The organism is Xanthobacter autotrophicus (genome assembly GCF_030015065.1).
In the GTDB taxonomy this organism is placed as follows: Bacteria; Pseudomonadota; Alphaproteobacteria; order Rhizobiales; family Xanthobacteraceae; genus Xanthobacter; species Xanthobacter autotrophicus_D.
Map to the genome: position 1 here is coordinate 37,553 of NZ_JAIVFN010000003.1, position 16,702 is coordinate 54,254.

The 16,702-nt window shown below is 69.7% G+C and carries 15 protein-coding genes; 8 read left to right on the forward strand and 7 right to left on the reverse strand.

Annotated elements, in window-relative coordinates; genetic code table 11:
• Nucleotides 1–74: 74 nt before the first annotated feature.
• On the reverse strand, nucleotides 75–989 hold the full coding sequence (gene pcaQ / locus K9U40_RS01540; RefSeq protein ID WP_282888499.1) for a pca operon transcription factor PcaQ: 915 nt from the start codon (nucleotides 987–989) through the stop codon (nucleotides 75–77).
• A 169-nt stretch (nucleotides 990–1,158) separates the two neighbouring features.
• Between pcaQ and pcaC the strand changes: the two genes are divergently transcribed.
• The 4 genes from pcaC to K9U40_RS01560 all read left to right on the forward strand — a co-directional run bounded on the left by pcaC (nucleotide 1,159) and on the right by K9U40_RS01560 (nucleotide 4,229).
• Nucleotides 1,159–1,590 (forward strand): 4-carboxymuconolactone decarboxylase, encoded by a 432-nt coding sequence (gene pcaC / locus K9U40_RS01545; RefSeq protein WP_282888500.1) that lies wholly within the window; start codon nucleotides 1,159–1,161, stop codon nucleotides 1,588–1,590.
• A complete protein-coding gene (pcaH, locus tag K9U40_RS01550; protein ID WP_282888501.1) occupies nucleotides 1,574–2,302 on the forward strand; it encodes a protocatechuate 3,4-dioxygenase subunit beta in 729 nt (242 codons plus the stop codon). Before pcaC ends, pcaH begins: the two co-directional genes overlap by 17 nt.
• Nucleotides 2,302–2,892, forward strand: a complete 591-nt coding sequence (gene pcaG / locus K9U40_RS01555; protein WP_282888502.1) for a protocatechuate 3,4-dioxygenase subunit alpha — start codon at nucleotides 2,302–2,304, stop codon at nucleotides 2,890–2,892. The genes pcaH and pcaG overlap by 1 nt, the downstream gene beginning before the upstream one ends.
• Nucleotides 2,893–3,008: 116 nt before the next feature.
• Entirely contained in the window at nucleotides 3,009–4,229 is a 1,221-nt protein-coding gene (locus tag K9U40_RS01560; RefSeq protein WP_282888503.1) for an ABC transporter substrate-binding protein, read from the forward strand.
• A 123-nt stretch (nucleotides 4,230–4,352) separates the two neighbouring features.
• Here the strand turns inward: K9U40_RS01560 and K9U40_RS01565 are convergent, their stop codons facing one another.
• A complete protein-coding gene (locus K9U40_RS01565) occupies nucleotides 4,353–4,955 on the reverse strand; it encodes a MarR family winged helix-turn-helix transcriptional regulator (protein WP_282888504.1) in 603 nt (200 codons plus the stop codon).
• Between the two features lie 415 nt (nucleotides 4,956–5,370).
• On the opposite strand from K9U40_RS01565, the gene K9U40_RS01570 reads away from it, so the two are divergent.
• The 4 genes from K9U40_RS01570 (at nucleotide 5,371) to K9U40_RS01585 (ending at nucleotide 10,818) form a co-directional block, all read left to right on the forward strand.
• Entirely contained in the window at nucleotides 5,371–6,411 is a 1,041-nt protein-coding gene (locus K9U40_RS01570; protein WP_282888505.1) for a branched-chain amino acid ABC transporter permease, read from the forward strand.
• Between the two features lie 184 nt (nucleotides 6,412–6,595).
• Entirely contained in the window at nucleotides 6,596–8,323 is a 1,728-nt protein-coding gene (locus tag K9U40_RS01575) for a branched-chain amino acid ABC transporter ATP-binding protein/permease (RefSeq protein ID WP_282888565.1), read from the forward strand.
• Entirely contained in the window at nucleotides 8,320–9,072 is a 753-nt protein-coding gene (locus tag K9U40_RS01580; protein ID WP_282888506.1) for an ABC transporter ATP-binding protein, read from the forward strand. The genes K9U40_RS01575 and K9U40_RS01580 overlap by 4 nt, the downstream gene beginning before the upstream one ends.
• Before the next feature lie 27 nt (nucleotides 9,073–9,099).
• A complete protein-coding gene (locus K9U40_RS01585; RefSeq protein WP_282888507.1) occupies nucleotides 9,100–10,818 on the forward strand; it encodes an acyl-CoA dehydrogenase in 1,719 nt (572 codons plus the stop codon).
• Nucleotides 10,819–10,903: 85 nt separating this feature from the next.
• Here the strand turns inward: K9U40_RS01585 and K9U40_RS01590 are convergent, their stop codons facing one another.
• The 5 genes from K9U40_RS01590 to K9U40_RS01610 all read right to left on the reverse strand — a co-directional run bounded on the left by K9U40_RS01590 (nucleotide 10,904) and on the right by K9U40_RS01610 (nucleotide 16,628).
• Nucleotides 10,904–12,058 carry an ABC transporter substrate-binding protein gene (locus tag K9U40_RS01590; protein ID WP_282888508.1) on the reverse strand — a complete coding sequence of 385 codons (1,155 nt, stop codon included), beginning with the start codon at nucleotides 12,056–12,058 and terminating at the stop codon, nucleotides 10,904–10,906.
• A gap of 80 nt (nucleotides 12,059–12,138) precedes the next feature.
• Entirely contained in the window at nucleotides 12,139–12,570 is a 432-nt protein-coding gene (locus K9U40_RS01595) for an acyl-CoA thioesterase (protein WP_282888509.1), read from the reverse strand.
• An 11-nt stretch (nucleotides 12,571–12,581) separates the two neighbouring features.
• Complete coding sequence (locus tag K9U40_RS01600) at nucleotides 12,582–13,343, reverse strand: SDR family NAD(P)-dependent oxidoreductase (RefSeq protein ID WP_282888510.1); 762 nt, start codon at nucleotides 13,341–13,343, stop codon at nucleotides 12,582–12,584.
• A 19-nt stretch (nucleotides 13,344–13,362) separates the two neighbouring features.
• Entirely contained in the window at nucleotides 13,363–14,613 is a 1,251-nt protein-coding gene (locus K9U40_RS01605; protein WP_282888511.1) for a thiolase family protein, read from the reverse strand.
• Nucleotides 14,614–14,783: 170 nt separating this feature from the next.
• A complete protein-coding gene (locus K9U40_RS01610; RefSeq protein WP_282888512.1) occupies nucleotides 14,784–16,628 on the reverse strand; it encodes a feruloyl-CoA synthase in 1,845 nt (614 codons plus the stop codon).
• Nucleotides 16,629–16,702: the final 74 nt, after the last annotated feature.

Consider the following 16,702-nt stretch of genomic DNA (forward strand, 5'->3'; position numbering starts at 1 on the left):
GCGCCGCGCAAGCTCGGCCGCCATGGGGCCAGCCGTCAAGAGCGCAGGCCGCGCGGCTTATTGTCGATCCTCTGTCAAAGCCCGCGCGCGACCTCGCGCACGGCCCTCACGAGCAGCTCCGCAGCCGGGGTCGGCGCATGGCCCGCGCGGGTGGTGAGACCCACCGGGCCACCCGATACAGACGTGGACAAGGGAAGGCGCACCAGGGTCCCTTCGTCGAGATCGCCGGCGACGACGCCGTGGGAGATGATCCACACTGCGTCGCTCGCCAGCACGTAGGCGCGGGAGAATTGCGGTTCCACCGTCTCGATCCGGTCGTCGATGCGGCCGATGCCTTCCTGGATGAACAGGCGGTCGATCTCGGGGCGGATGATGGAGCCCCGCGCCGGCATGATCAGGGTGTGGCGGGCGATGTCCTCCAGCCCCACCGGCCGCCCCGTGGCGGCGGGATGGCCGGGGCGGGCCACGAACACGATGGGTTCGGAATAAAGATGCTCGAAGGCAAGGCCCATCATCACCTGCGGCTCGGCAAGCCGGCCCACCACCAGATCGAGCCGGCCCTGCTTCAGCTGGTCGATAAGCCAGCCGTTGGGCCCGGCCTCGATGGCGATGGAGGCTGCGAGCCCCGCCGCCTTCGCCCGCTGGACCGCCTTCGGCATGATGCGGGCGGCGACCGTTGGCAGGGCGCCCACCACGAGGGTGCCGCCGGTGCCGCCGCCGGCCCGCTTCAGCGTGTCGATGCCCCGGCCAAGCTCGGCGAAGGCGGCCCCCGCATGGGCGCGGAATGCCACACCTTCCGCCGTGAGGACGGCGCCGCCGCGCCCGCGCTCGAACAGCGGCGCGCCGAGAATGTCCTCCAGCTCGGCGATGGCCCGCGAGACCGCCGGCTGGGTGAGATGCAGCGCCTCGGCAGCACGGCCGAAGCCGGCGCGCGCCGCCACCTCCAGGAAGCAGGCAATATGGCGCAGCTTGATGCGGGCATCGATCATGATCCAGTTTCATATCAAAAATCGCATGTATAGATACAAAAATATCATTTTCCATGTCGAAACTCGTATGGAAATCTCCCCTGCGAGCCGAGCCCGGCGCGATCGCGATCGACCCGCGTCACCCATCGCGCGCCTTCCGGATCGACTGCCCCAGAAACGGAGACCTCAATTGCCGTCCGCACCAGAACGCTCCGACCGCTGGATCGCCGGCGACGCCACTCGCCGCGCCGTGCTCGGCGACGGCCATGTGGACGCGGCGGCGGCGCGCACGGACGCCTTCGACGCCGGCTTCCAGGCCTTCATCACCGAAGGCGCCTGGGGCTCGGTGTGGTCGCGACCGGGGCTGACGCGGCGCGAGCGCTCGCTCATCACCATCGCGCTGCTCGCGGCGCTCGGCCACGACGAGGAAGTGGCCATGCACGTCCGCGCCACGCGCAACACCGGCGCCAGCGCGGCGGATGTGGCGGAGGCGCTGATGCATGTCGCCGTCTATGCCGGCGTCCCCGCCGCCAACCGTGCCTTCAAGATCGCCAGGCAGGCCTACGCCGAAGCGGAAGCCCAACACGAACAAGACGGAGGAAGCGATGGACGAGAGGGGTGATTTCATCCGCAGGGACCGGAAATGGCATCCGCCCGCCTTCACCCCCGGCTACAAGACGAGCGTGCTGCGCTCCCCCCGCTGCGCGCTGGTGTCGGTGGAGCAGGGCGTCGGCGAGAAGGCGGGCCCCCTCTTCTTCCCGCGCGGCGGGCTCGACCCGCTCGACAACGATCTCATCTGCAACTTCTCGAAGGGCGGCGAGGCCATCGGCGAACGCATCGTTGTGCATGGCCGGGTGCTGGACGAGAACAGACGGCCCGTGCCCGGCACCCTTATCGAGGTCTGGCAGGCCAATGCGGGCGGCCGCTACCGCCACAAGAACGACAGCTACCTCGCCCCGCTCGATCCGAACTTCGGCGGCACCGGGCGCTGCCTGACCGACGCGGAGGGCTATTATTTCTTCCGCACCATCCGCCCCGGTCCCTATCCCTGGCGCAATGACGGTTCGGACTGGCGCCCGGCGCACATCCACTTCTCCATCTTCGGCGAAGCCTTCGTGCAGCGCCTCGTCTCCCAGCTCTATTTCGAGGGCGACCCGCTGATCCCGCTCTGCCCGATCGTCAACACCATCCCGGACCCGGCGGCCATCGACCGGCTGGTGGCGCGGCTCGACATGGGCCAGCAGATGCCGTTCGACGCCCTGGCCTATCGCTTCGACATCGTCCTGCGCGGACGCCGCCAGACGTTCTTCGAGAACAAGAGGGAGGGCAACTGATGCCGGTCGCCTATCTGAAGGAGACGCCGTCCCAGACCGGCGGCCCCTATGTGCATATCGGCACCCTGCCGGCGGTGGCCGGGCTTCCCGTGCGCACCCAGGAGAACCTGTCCGTGCTCGCCTCCGGCAGCGTGCCGGGCGAGCGCATCCGCATCACCGGGGTGGTGTGGGACGGCGCGGGCCATCCGGTGAAGGACGCGCTTCTGGAACTCTGGCAGGCGGACGCGGCCGGCCGCCACGACAATCCGGACTTCCCCGGCTTCGGCCGCGCGGCGGCGGATTTTGCCACCGGCGCATTCAGCTTCGAGACCGTCAAGCCGGGCGCCCTGCCCTGGCGCGACGGGCGCACCCAGGCGCCGCACGTCTGCCTTCTCATCTTCGCCCGCGGCATCAACATCCACCTGCATACCCGCATGTACTTCTCCGACGAGGCGGAGGCGAACGCCGCCGACCCCGTGCTGAAATCCATCGAGCATGCCGGGCGCCGCACCACGCTGGTGGGCGCGCGCGACGAGGCGGACGGTGTCGTCACCTATCGCTTCGATATCCGCCTGCAGGGCGAGAACGAGACCGTCTTCTTCGACGTCTGACGCGACCATCACGACCCGCCGCGCGCCGCCCCAGCGCAGCGGCGGATCCGTCTCCACGTTCCAAGAAAGAAAACGCGTCACGCGATCCGATCAGCGCGTGCTCCAGGGAGGACACCATGGGCAGAACATCCATCCGATGCGCGGGGGCCGCCGCGCTCATCGCCGCCGCCATGGCCGCGCCGGGGCCTGCCCGCGCGCAGATTTCCGACGACGTGGTCAGGATTGGCGTGCTCAACGATCTGTCCGGCCAGTTCGCCGACATCGGCGGCAAGGGTGCGGTGCTGGCCGTGCAGATGGCCGCCGACGACTTCGGCGGCAAGGTCGCGGGCAAGAAGATCGAAATCCTCTCCGCCGACCACCAGAACAAGCCGGACGTGGCCGGCGCCACCCTGCGCCAGTGGTTCGACCAGGAGGGCGTCGATGCCGTGACGGGCCTGCCCACCAGCTCCGTCGCCCTCGCCGCGCAGGAGATCGCACGGGACAAGAAGAAGACCGCCCTGATCGCCGGCGGCGCCACCTCCGACCTCACCGGCAAGGCCTGCTCGCCCTATTCCATCCACTGGGCCGACGACACCTATGCCCTCGCCAACGGCACCGCCCGCGCGGTGACCCGCGCCGGCGGCAAGACCTGGTTCTTCCTCACGGCGGACTACGCCTTTGGCCACGCCATGGAGCGCGACGCCTCCACCGCCATCCGCGACGGCGGCGGCAAGGTACTCGGCGGCGTACGCCATCCCTTCGCCGCATCGGATTTCTCCTCCTTCCTGCTGCAGGCGCAGGCCTCCAGGGCGCAGGTGATCGGGCTCGCCAATGTGGGCGGCGACACCGGCAACGCCATCAAGCAGGCGGCGGAATTCGGCATCGTGGACAGCGGCCAGAAGCTCGCGGGCTTCCTCGTCTTCATCACGGATATCCACGCCCTCGGCCTCAAGCTCGCCAAGGGGCTCCTGGTTTCCACCGGCTTCTACTGGGACCAGAACGACGCGTCGCGCGCGTTCGCCAAGCGCTTCTTCGAGAAGACCGGCCGCATGCCCACCAAGGAGCAGGCGTCGGGCTACGCGGCCGTGACCCACTACCTGAAGGCGGTGGCCGCCAGCGGCACCGACGATGCGGCGCGGGTCAATGCGCAGATGCGGCAATTGCCGGTGGACTATTTCGGCCATTCCGGCTCCATCCGCCCCGATGGCCGCGTGCTCTACGACCTCACCTTGTACGAGGTGAAGGCGCCCGAGGAGAGCAAGGGTCCGTGGGACTATTACAAGCCCGTGGCCACCCTGGCCGCGGCCGAGGTGTTCCGCCCCATGAGCGAGGGCGGCTGCCCTCTGGTGAAGCCCTGACCGCGCGCCCACCGCTTGAAGACCGCCGATGCCGGGGCCTCACGGCGCGCCGGTGCCGGCTTATGGCATCGGCCTCCTGTCTTCAACCGATGCCAAGTGGGTTAAGCTCATGGGCCATTGATCTCAGTCGATCCGCGCCACCTTCCGCAGCAGCGACACCAGCGTGTCGCGCCCGCCGGGGCCCAGGAGGTTGGCGAAGTCCTCTTCCTGCGCCGACTGGAGCTTGCGCGCCTTGTTGAGGAGCGCGGTTCCCGCCTTGGTCAGGAACACCGCGTGGGAGCGCGCATCGGTGGCCGAGCGCGTGCGCTCGGCGAGCCCGCGCTTTTCCAGCTGGTCGAGCATGACGACGAAATTGGTGCGCTGGATGCCGAGCACCCGCGCGATCTCCGACTGCTTGCGGCCGGGATTGTCGGCGATCACCAGCAGCACGGAATATTGCGCGGGCGTCAGATCGAGGGTCGCGAAACGGGCGCTGAAATCCTCGAACACCGCCATCTGCGCCCGCCGCAGGGTGTAGCCGACGACGCTCGTGAGGCCCGTGAGGTCGAGGTCGGAGCCCTCGGCCATTTCGTCCGCATCGTCCGGCTCCACCGCGCGCGCCGGCTTGCGCCCGCGCCGCGCCGGCGCGCCGTTGGCGGACGTTGTCTTTTGCGCCTGTGCCCTCTGAGCCTGTGTCCTCTGGGCCTGTGTCTTGCGGGCCTGTGTCAGGTCGTCTTCAGCACCCATCGTTCGCCCTTCGCACTCTAAATTCAAGAAAGAGAACGCGTTGTCCGATCAGCTTGCGATGCAAGCTGTTCGGCGCGTGCTCTTGCGCTCCCGGTCGCGGAAGCCGTGACGGCCAAGGCCGTCCTGTCCATTTCGCAGGTTTCGGCCGTCTTGCCGACCCCTGCAAATATTGTTATGATCCATATCAATTAAACAAGAACCAGCCGGGAGGGACGTCCGCGTCCCGAAAAATCGCCGCCAGATCCGACGCCCTTCCGGGCGAACGCATCCATGCGGCAGGACACAAGAGCACGCTTTGATCGGATTGCCCCGCAATGTGATCGGCAAAACGTTCTCTTTCATAACGTCAGAGCCGGTTTCACCGTTCAGGCCCGACACCCTGAACGCAGCCGGCCGAAGGGGGAGACACGCATCCGTGGACAGCACGATTCTGCTTTTCCTGCTGCAGGACGGTATCACGAACGGAGCGGTCTACGCTTTGCTCGGCATCGCCATCGTCCTCATCTTCGCGGTCACCCGCGTCATCTTCATTCCCCAGGGCGAGCTGGTCGCCTTCGGCGCGCTCACCTATGCGCTTCTGGAGGCGGGGCGGCTGCCGGGCACGGTGTGGCTCACCGCGGCCTTCGGCGCCCTCGCCTTCGCCTTCGATCTCGCCGCATCGCTTAGCACCGGGATCGATGCGAGGAAACTCGCCCGCAGCGCCGGCTTCAACCTCGCCCTGCCGGCGGCCCTCCTCGCCGTCACCCATGAAGTGGCGGGGGCCGGCTTCGGGCCCGGCGTGCACATCCTCGTCACCCTCGCCCTCGTCACGCCGCTCGGCCCCTACATCTACCGGGTGGCGTTCCAGCCCATCGCCTCGGCCTCCATCCTGGCCCTGCTCATCACCGCCGTGGGCGTGCATCTCGCTTTGGTCGGGCTCGGGCTCGTCTTCTTCGGCGCGGAGGGGGTGCGGGCGCCGAGCCTGTCGGAGCTGACGCTGGAGCTCGGCCCCCTGCTGGTGAGCGGGCAGAGCCTCGTGATCTACGCCGTGACGCTGCTCGCCATCGGCGCGCTCTGGTTCTTCTTCGAGCGCGCCTTGTGGGGCAAGGCGCTGAAGGCCACCGCGGTCAACCGCCTCGGCGCGCGGCTGGTGGGCATCCGCACCACCTTCGCCGGCGCCCTCGCCTTCGGCCTCGCCGCGCTCGTGGGCGCGCTCTCGGGCATCCTGATCGCGCCGGTGACCACCATCTATTACGACACCGGCTTCCTCATCGGGCTCAAGGGGTTCGTCGCCGCCATCGTGGGCGCGCTGGCGAGCTATCCACTCACCGCCGTCGCCGCCCTCGCGGTGGGGATCGTCGAGGCCTTCTCCTCCTTCGTCGCCTCGGACCTGAAGGAGGTCATCGTCTTCATGCTGATCATCCCGGTGCTGGTGTGGCGCTCCCTCACCCAGCCCCACGTGGAAGAGGAGGACTGAGCCCGTGACACCCCCTCCCGCCGCGACCCATGCCCAACCCCTCCGCTCCGAGGCGCCGATGACCGCACGCTCCGAAGCCGCCCTGCCTCCGGCCGCCGCCGGCGAGCCGCAGACCCGCAACCGCGGCCGGCTGAAGCTGCCGCCGCTCGAACCCCGCATCGCCATCGCCGTGTTCGCGGCGGCGATGGCGGCATTGCCACTCATCCCCGGCGTGCCGGTCTTCGCCATCACCCTCATCGGCAATATCGGCCTTGCCGCGCTGGTCGCCCTCGGGCTCGTCCTGCTCACCGGCGTGGGCGGCATGACCTCGTTCGGACAGGCCGCCTTCTGCGGCTTCGGCGCCTACACCACGGCGGTGCTCTCCACCACCTACGGCTGGTCGCCCTGGGCCACACTGCCGGTGGCCCTGCTGGTATCCGGCAGCGCCGCGGTGGTGCTCGGCCTTCTCACGGTGCGCCTGTCAGGACATTTCCTGCCGCTCGGCACCCTGGCCTGGGGCATCAGCCTCTATTACCTGTTCGGCACCCTCGACATCCTCGGCCGCCACGACGGCATTTCCGGCATCCCGCCCTTCTCCATCGCCGGCCATGACCTGATCGACCCGCGCACGGTGCACTACCTCATCTGGGGCCTGGTGATCGGCGCGGCGATTCTCACCATGCACCTGCTCGACAGCCGCGTGGGCCGCGCCATACGGGCGTTGCGGCGCGGACAGCTGGCGGGCGAATCCTTCGGCATCGACGCGGCGCGCATGAAGCTCATTGTCTTTGTTTATGCCGCGCTCCTTGCCGGCCTCTCCGGCTGGCTCTACGCCCACGTGACGCGCACCGTCACCCAGACCCCGTTCGGCATCAATGCCGGCATCGAATACCTGTTCATGGCGGTGCTGGGCGGCGCCGGGCAAATTTTCGGCGCGGTGGTGGGCGCGGGCCTCGTCACCGTGCTGAAGGAGGCGCTCCAGCGCGTGCTGCCGCAGGTCTTCGGCCATGGCGTTCAGCTGGAGGCCGTGGTGTTCGGCATCCTGCTGGTGGGGCTGCTGCAGGTGGCGCGGGAAGGCGTGTGGCCCCACATCGCCGCTTTGTGGCCGGCACGCGGGCGGCCCGTGCCCCCCGACGCGCCGGCCCTGGCGCGGCGCTCCGCCTCCGCGGCACCAGCGGAGAAGCTGCTGGCGCTCGACGGCGCGGTGAAGAAATATGGCGGCCTCACCGCCGTGAACGCCGTATCCTTCGCCGTTGGGCGCGGCGAGATCGTCGCCCTGATCGGACCGAACGGCGCCGGCAAGAGCACCACCTTCAACCTCATCACCGGCGTCACCCGCCTCACCACCGGCGCGGTGCGCTTCGAGGGCATGGACATCGCCGGAGCCCCGCCGCAGGAGATCGCGCGGCTCGGCATCGCCCGGACCTTCCAGCACGTGAAGCTCAATCCCGAGATGAGCGTGCTCGAAAACGTCGCGCTGGGCGCCCACCTGCGCGGCCATGCCGGCGTCCTCTCCTCCATGCTCCGCCTCGACCGGCGCGACGAGGCCCGCCTTCTGGCGGAAGCGCGCCGGCAGATCGAGCGCGTGGGCCTCGCCGAGCACATGCTGAAGCCCGCCGGCAGCCTTGCCCTGGGCCAGCAGCGGGTGGTGGAGATCGCCCGGGCGCTGGCCCTCGACCCGGTGCTGCTGCTCCTCGACGAGCCCGCCGCCGGCCTGCGCCACAAGGAGAAGGAGGCGCTCGCCGCGCTGCTGCGCAGCCTGCGCGCCCAGGGCATGAGCGTGCTGCTGGTGGAGCACGACATGGGCTTCGTGATGGGGCTGACCGACCACATCGTGGTGCTCGACTTCGGCACCAAGATCGCCGAGGGCCCGCCCGCGGCCATCAAGACCAACCCCCAGGTCCTCGAAGCCTATCTCGGAGGTGTGGCATGAGCGTCGAGCCCGGCATCCGCCCCGACGCCGTGGAAGCCACGGTGCTTCTCGACATCGCAAGCGCCTCCATCGCCTACGGCAAGGTGCGCGCGGTGGAGGGCGCCTCCCTGCGCGTCGGCGCGGGCGAGATCGTCACCGTCATCGGCGCCAACGGGGCCGGCAAGTCCACCCTGCTGAACGCCGCCATGGGGGCGCTGCCGCTCGCGGCCGGCGCCATGACCTTCCTCGGCCGCGACGTGAGCCGGCTGGCCGTGGAGGAGCGCGTCGCCCTCGGCCTCAGCCTCGTGCCCGAGCGGCGCGAACTGTTCTCCACCATGAGCGTGGAGGATAACCTCGTGCTGGGCGGCTTCCGCGTTGCCCGCGCCGTGGCCCGCGACACCCTCGCCGAAGTCTATGACCGCTTCCCCCGTCTCAAGGAGCGGCGGCGCCAGCTCGCCGGCACCATGTCCGGCGGCGAGCGGCAGATGCTGGCCATGGGCCGCGCCCTCATGGGCCGCCCGAAGCTGCTGATGCTCGACGAGCCCAGCCTGGGGCTGGCCCCGCGCATCGTCGCCGACATCTTCCGCATCATCGCGGACCTGCGCGCGTCCGGCGTCTCCATCCTCCTGGTGGAGCAGAATGCGCGCGCGGCGCTCGCCGCCGCCGATGTCGCCCATGTGATGGAGCTCGGCGCCGTGACCCTGTCCGGGCCCGCCGCCGTGCTCGCCCGCGATGAGCGGGTGATCGAGAGCTATCTCGGCCTCCACTGATCCTTCCAATACCCCCGCGAGGGCGCCATGACCTATCGTCCGCCGATCGACGAGATCCTGTTCACGCTGACCCGGGTCGCGTCGCCGCCGGGGAGCCCGCCCCCCGTTCCGGTCGATGAGCTCGCCGCCATACTGGAGGAGGCGGGCCGCTTCTGCGCCGAGCGCATCGCCCCCCTCGACCGCACCTCCGACCTTGTGGGCGCACGCTGGGAAGACGGCCGCGTCACCACCCCACCCGGCTTCAGAGAGGCCTATGCGGACTGGATCGCCGGCGGCTGGAACGCGGTCGCCCAGCCGGAAGCCTTCGGCGGCTCCGGCCTTCCCGTGTCGGTGGGCACCGCCGCCATGGAGATGCTCACCTCGTCGTGCATGGCGCTCTCCACCTTGCCGGTGCTGTCGCAGGGAGCCGCGGACGCCATCGAGGCCCATGCCTCGGACGAGCTGAAGGCGCTCTATCTGCCCAAGCTGGTCTCGGGCGAATGGACCGGCACCATGAACCTCACCGAGCCGCAGGCGGGCTCGGACCTCGGCCTCCTGCGCACCCGCGCCGAGCCCCTGGGCGACGGGCGCTACCGCATCACCGGCTCGAAGATCTTCATCACCTTCGGCGCCCACGACCTGGCTGAGAACATCATCCACCTGGTGCTCGCCCGCCTGCCCGACGCGCCGGCCGGAGTGAAGGGCATCTCCCTGTTCCTGGTGCCGCAGCGTTTCGTGGCGGCGGATGGGACGCTGGGGGCGGAAAACGACCTGCGCTGCGCCGGCATCGAGCACAAGCTCGGCATTCGCGGCTCGCCCACCTGCACCATGGTGTTCGGCGATGGCGGCGGCGCCATCGGCTGGCTGGTGGGGGAGGAGAACAAGGGCCTTGCCTGCATGTTCACCATGATGAACAAGGCCCGCCTCGCCACCGGCCTCCAGGGCGTCGCCATGGCGGAGAAGGCGACGCAGAAGGCCGCCGCCTATGCGCTGGAGCGCCGGCAGGGGCGCGCGGCCGGCTTCGACGGCGCGGCGCCCATCGCCGCCCATCCGGACCTCGCGAAGACCCTTGCCCGCATGAAGGCGCTGACCGCCGCCGCCCGCTCCATCGCCTATGCCGCCGCCGCCGCCATCGACGCAGGTGATGCCGGTGATGCCCGCGCCAGCCTGCTGACGCCGGTGGTGAAGGCGTTCTGCACCGACATCGGCTGCGAGGTGGCCTCCCTCGGCATCCAGGTCCATGGCGGCATGGGCTTCGTGGAGGAGACCGGCGCCGCCCAGCTGCTGCGCGACATCCGCATCGCGCCCATCTATGAGGGCACCAACGCCATCCAGGCCATCGACCTCGTGATGCGCAAGATTCCCCGCGAAGGCGGCAGCGAGGTGGCCCGCCTCATCGCCGAGAGCCGGGCCGACGTGGCGCGGGCGGAGAACCGCGTCGGCCCCTCGGCGGCGATCCTGGCGGAAGCGCTCTCCGCGCTCGAAACAGCCACGGCCCATCTGCTGGCCCCCGCCATCGGCGAGGCGGCGAAGCTGCTGGCGGCGCAGACCTATCTGCGCCTGTTCGGCCTCGCTTTGGGCGGGGCGCTGCTGTCGCGCGGCGCGGCGGCGGCAGGAGACAGCAGATGGGCGAAGGAGGCCGACTGGATCCGCCTCGCCCGCATCTATGCGGAGGACATCGCCGCCGAGGCCGAGGGCCTTGCCGGACAGATCGTCTCCACCCGCCGCGATCCCGCCGACTACCGCGCCCTCGCCGGCGTCGGCTGACGCTTCCGGAACAAAAGGAAAGGGCTCCCGGATCGCGTCCGGGAGCCCTTTTTCATGGACCTTCAGGAGAGCGCGGCACCACTCCTCACTCGACCAGAACCCACTTGCCGTCCTTGACCGTGATCAGGATGCGGGCCCGGTCGTCCACGCCGTAATGGTTGGCGGCGGTGTAATTGTAGACGCCCTGGCTCGCCTTCAGCTCCTTCTCGCTTTCCAGCGCATCGCGCAGGGCGGCGCGGAATTCGGGCGTGCCGGGCCGGGCGGTCTTGAGCGCCACCGGCAGCACCCGCTCCAGCAGCTGGAACACATCGTACATATGGGCGCCGAACTGGGTGACGGTGCCTTCGCCGAACTTCGCCTCATAGGCCTTGGTGTAGGCGATTCCCGGCGCCTTGGTGGGGCTTGCCTCGGGCTGCTCGGCGGCGGCCACCACCGGGCCCGAGGTGAAGACCACCCCCTCGGCGGCCTTGCCGGCGATGCGGATGAAGTCGCGCGTCACGGCGCCGTGGGTCTGGTAGATGGGCCCCTTGTAGCCGCGCTCGCGCAATGCGATCACCGGCAGCGCGGCGGCCGTGCCGGAGGCGGCGACCAGCACTGCATCGGGCTTCTGGGCGAGGAGCTTCAGCGTCTGCCCGGCCACGGAGGTGTCGGCGCGGGCATAGCGCTCGTCGGCGACCATGGAGAGGCCGAGCGGCTCGCCGTTGGCCTTGAACTCCTTCACCCAGAGGTCGCCCCAGCTGTCGGAAAAGCCGATGAGGGCCACCCGCTTCACCTTGCGCTTCAGCATGTCCTCATAGAGGCCCTTGGCCATCAGCGGCACGGGCTGGGGCATGGAGAAGCTCCATTTCTCCTTGCCGGGCTGGAAGGGAATGGGGCTCAGCGCGAAATGGGGCACCTGCGCCTCCGCCGCCACGTTGGCGACGGCGAGGGTGGCCGGCGTCACCGCCGAGCCGATGAGCACGTCCACCTTGTCCTCGGTGGCGAGGCGCCGGGCATTGGTGGTGGCGACCGTGGGGTCGCCCGCATCGTCGAGCGGGATGATCTCCAGCTTCAACCCGGCGATCTCCCTGGGCACCACGTCAAGGGTGTTCTTCTCCGGGATGCCGAGGGCCGCGCCCTGCCCGGTGGTGGAAATGGAGGCGCCGATGCGCACCACATCGTCCGCCGCCAGCGCCCCGGTGCCGCCGAGGGCAAGAAGCAGCGCCGCGCCTGCGAGCGGGCGCCGAAAGGCATAGGTCATTCTCGTCTCCTCCCCTGTTTGATTGGCCCCGGCCGCCCCGCCTTTCGCGGCGGTGTTCCGGCCAAGGGATGTACCGCCGCTCAGCCTTCCGACAGCCGCCGGATCACCTCCTGCGGGATCGGGCGGGATTTCAGCCGCTTGGGATCGTCGGGATGCGGGCCGACCCAGACCCGGGTCTCGTAGCCCTCGATGGCGAGCACCTCGCCCTCCGGCGCCGGCTTCAGCACCTTGTGCAGCACATCGAAGCTGGAGGTGCGGATGGCGCTGATGGTGGTCTCGATGACGATGTCGTCGCCGAAGCTCGACGGCACCATGAATTTCGCCCGCGTATCCACCATGGGGTAGCCGACGATGTCGAACTGCCGGATGAGGTCACGCTTCAGCCAGCCCGCCTTCTCGAACAAAGCGTGGGTGGAAGCATCGAACATGGCGAAGTAGCGCGGGTAGAAGACGATGTTGGCGGCATCGCAATCCCCCCATTCGATGCGCACGGTCCGGCGGTTCACCAGCATGGCTTCCTCCTTCAGCGCGGCGGCAGGCGCAGCGCGCCGTCGAGGCGCACGGTCTCGCCGTTGAGGAACCTGTTCTCCACCATGTGCACCGCAAGGGCGGCGAACTCCGACGCCTCGCCGAGGCGGGAGGGGAACGGGATGGAGGCGCCCAGCGCCCGCTGCACCTCCTCCGGAAGGGTCTTCAGCAGCGGCGTGGCGAACAGGCCGGGGGCGATCACGTTCACCCTGATGCCGAAGCCGGCGAGTTCTCGGGCGATGGGCAGCGTCATGCCGACGATGCCGGCCTTTGACGCGGAATAGGCCGCCTGCCCCACCTGGCCCTCGAACGCCGCCACCGATGCGGTGGAGACGACGACGCCGCGCTCGCCATCCTCCAGCGGGTCGAGCGCCGTCATGGCGGCCGCGGCGAGGCGCAGCATGTTGAAGGTGCCGAGGAGATTGACCCGCACCACCTTCTCGAAATCGGCCAGGGGCTGCGGGCCATCCTTGCCCACCACGCGTTTCGCGATGCCGATCCCCGCGCAATTGACGAGGATGCGCGCCGGCCCGTGGGCCGCCGCCGCGACGGCAAGCGAGGCTTCCGCCGAGGCGGGGTCGGCCACGTCGCAGGGCGCGGCGACGCCGCCGATGGCGGATGCCACCTCTCGCGCGGCGTCGGCATTGAGGTCCAGCACCGCCACCCTGGCGCCACGCGCCGCCAGCGCCTGCGCCGTGGCGCGGCCGAGGCCGGAGCCGCCGCCGGTGACGATGGCGGCCGTCTGTTCAAGCTTCATCTGTAGCTCCCGCGTCCGCTCAGGCGGCTTCAGGGTTTTCGACCAGCATGGCGATGCCCTGCCCGCCGCCGATGCAGGCCGAGGCGATGCCGTAGCGCAGGCCCGACCGCTTCAATTCGCGCGACACGGTGAGGGCGAGCCGCACGCCCGTGGCGCCCAAAGGATGGCCGATGGCGATGGCGCCGCCATTCACGTTCAGCCGGTCCTCGTCGAGGTCGAGCTCGCGGGCGCAGGCCATGATCTGGGCGCCGAACGCCTCGTTGATTTCGATGCGGTCCACGTCGGCGACGGCAATGCCCGCCCTGGCGCACACCGCCCGGATGGCCGGCACCGGCCCGATCCCCATGATGTGGGGCGGCACCCCCACGGCGGCGCTGGCGACGATACGGGCGAGCGGCGCCTTGCCCTTCGCCTTCAGCCAGCCGCCGGAGGCGAGCACCACGCTTGCCGCCCCGTCCACCACGGCGGAGGAATTGCCGCCCGTCTGCACCCCGCCGAAGGCCGGGCGGATCTTCGCCAGCACCTCCAGGGGCGAGGGCCGCACATGGCTGTCCTCCTTCACCACCTCGCCCTTGGCCTTCAGCTTGATGGCGCGGGGCTTCAGGCCGTCCGCCTCGAAGGTCTCGTCGGTCACGGCCACGATCTCGCCGTCGAAGAAGCCGGAGGCGCGGGCGGCGAGCGCCCGCTCGAAGGAGCGCGCGGCGAAGGCGTCCACCTCATCGCGGGTGATCTGGAAATCCCGGGCGAGGTTCTCCGCCGTGCCGCCCATGGTGGTGTCGCAATCGGTGTCGAGCAGGCTTTCCCAGAGGAAGTCCTTGAACTCCACCTGCCCCATGCGAAAACCGCCGCGATGGGTGTAGGCCGCCACCGGATTGCGGCTCATGGATTCGGTGCCGACGCACAGCCCCACCTCGGCGCGCTTCTGGGAGAGGGCGTCGGCGGCCTGGGCGATCACCTCCACCCCGGTGCCGCAGATGCGCTGGACGAGATGGGCCGGAACCTCGGTGCGCGCGCCGCAATAAAGGCCCACGTGGCGGGGCAGGAAATATGCGTCGAAGCTGGCCTGCGCCATGTTGCCGGCCACCACCGTGCCGACCTCGGATGGATCGACGCCGGCGCGGCGCAGCGCCTCGCGCCCGGCCTTGATGCCGAGGTCGGTGGGCGAGACCGGGGAGAGGGCGCCGTTATAGTCCACGAACGGCGTGCGGGCGCCGTCCACGAGGAAGACGTCGTCGAAGCTGAGCGTGACCGCGCCGGGAACCGTGCTCATGGAAGAACCTTTCTTGCTGCGTGTTCTTGCTGCGTGTTCTTGCGGCATGCGTCGGACCGTCGGGCGCCGGCAAGGCCGCGCGCCCGCAAGATCGTCGGGGTGTTGGGGCTCCGGAGGGAGCGGCTTGCGCCGGATCCGATCGGGTTGAACCAACCTGATCGGTGCGCGCTCTACAGCTTCACCACGTTGGGCGCGCCCTCCGCGCCATAGAGAGCCTCCACCTCGCTCGCGCGGTTGGCGAGCACGGCGCGCTGGTTCAACGAGCCCTTGTCGGTGGCCTCCCCGAGGTCGATGGACGGCGGGTCGGCGAGAAGGGCGAGGCGCATCACGCGGGTGGAGGACCCGGTGGAGACCTTCGCGATCTCGGCGAGCCGGGCGCGGAAGGCGTCATGCACCGCCGGATCGCCCAGCACCTCGGCCAGCGGCACATCGGCGGGCAGATGGGGGGCGAGGGCGCGGACCGCCTCCTCCTCCGGGAACACCAGCATGCCGATGTCGTCCCGGTCGTGCCCGGTCACGACGGCATCCTTCACCAGCGGATCGAGCTTGCCGATGAAGTCCACCCGCAGCGGCCCGACGCTGACCCAGGTGCCGGTGGCCAGCTTGAAATCCTCGGAGACCCGCCCGTCGAACTCGAAGCCGGCAGCGAAATTGTTCGGCTCGGCAAGGCGCAGCGCATCGCCGAGGAGATAGAAGCCCTCGGCGTCGAACGCGCTCTGGGTGAGGTCCGGGCGCCGCCAGTAGCCGGGCATGATGTTGGGGCCGCGCAGGCGCGCCTCCAGCTTGCCGGCATTGGGCACGAGCTTCAGCTCGACGCCGCGATGGGGCACGCCGACGATGCCCGGCCGGTCCACCTCGCGCACCCCGATGAGCGCGCCGGGGGCGGTCTCGGTGGCGCCGAGGGAGGTTGTCATGGTGATGGCATGGCCCACCGTGTCGATGGAGAGGTCGCGATAGGCGTCCCACACCGGCTTCGACAGCCCCGCCCCGGCATAGAACATGAGCTTGAGGCGGGAGAAGAAATGCAGCCTCAGCGCCTCGTCGGCCTGGAGGTAGGGCAGCAGCGCCTCGAACCCCTTCGGCACGTTGAAATAGATGGTGGGCGCGATCTCCCGCAGGTTGCGCACCGTCGCCTCGATGCCGTTCGGCATGGGCTTGCCGGCGTCGATATAGAGGGTGCCGCCATTATAGAGGGCGATGCCGAAATTGTGGTTGGAGCCGAAGGTATGGGCCCAGGGCAGCCAGTCCACCAGCACCGGCGGCTCGTCCTTGAGGAAGGCCATGGCCTCCGCCAGCATGGCCTGGTTGGCGCAGATCATGCGGTGGGTGTTGGTGACCGCCTTGGGATAGCCGGTGGACCCCGAGGTAAGCAGGAACTTGGCGATGGAATCCGGTCCCACCTGGGTGCGCGCCGAGACCACCGCCGACGAAATGGGGCGCTCCAGGAGGCTGCGGAACGGGGTGGCGCCCAGCTCCTCCGCGCTGTCGTCGGAGACAACGATCTCGATGCCGCGCTCCTTCACCTTCCTCAGGGCGCGGGCATAGGCCCTGCCCTCCGCAGCGAAGACGAGGCGAGGGGTGAGCAGGTCGAGGGCATAGCTGAGCTTGCCGAGGTCCTGCGACACCAGCGAATAGGCCGTGGACATGGGGCAGGTGGGCACGCCCACCGCCATGCCGGCGAGGGAAACGAGCGCGTGGTCGGTGCCGTTGCCGGAGAGGATGAGCACCGGCTCGTCCTCGGACAGGTCGCGGGCGAGCAGCGCCGCGCCGATATGCAGGATCTGCTCGAAGGCAGCGCCGTAAGTCAGCTCGCGCCAGCCGCCGCCGGCCGCGCGCTCGGCGAGGAACACCCGCTCGGGCGTCACCTTGGCCCAATGCTCCAGCCGGTCCACCAGCGAGGCGGCGTAGTGGGGCAGAGGCTTGGCCGAACGGACCACGATGACCCCGTCCGGCCGCGTCTCCACCACAGGGTCGAGCTTGCCGAACAGGCGCAAGGGGGCGCTCGGCGGAATCATGGCGTGCATCATTCCCTCCCGCAGGCTGTCGTCGCCTCATGGCGCGACGCCTCGTCGTTTCCTCGGCCCCGCCC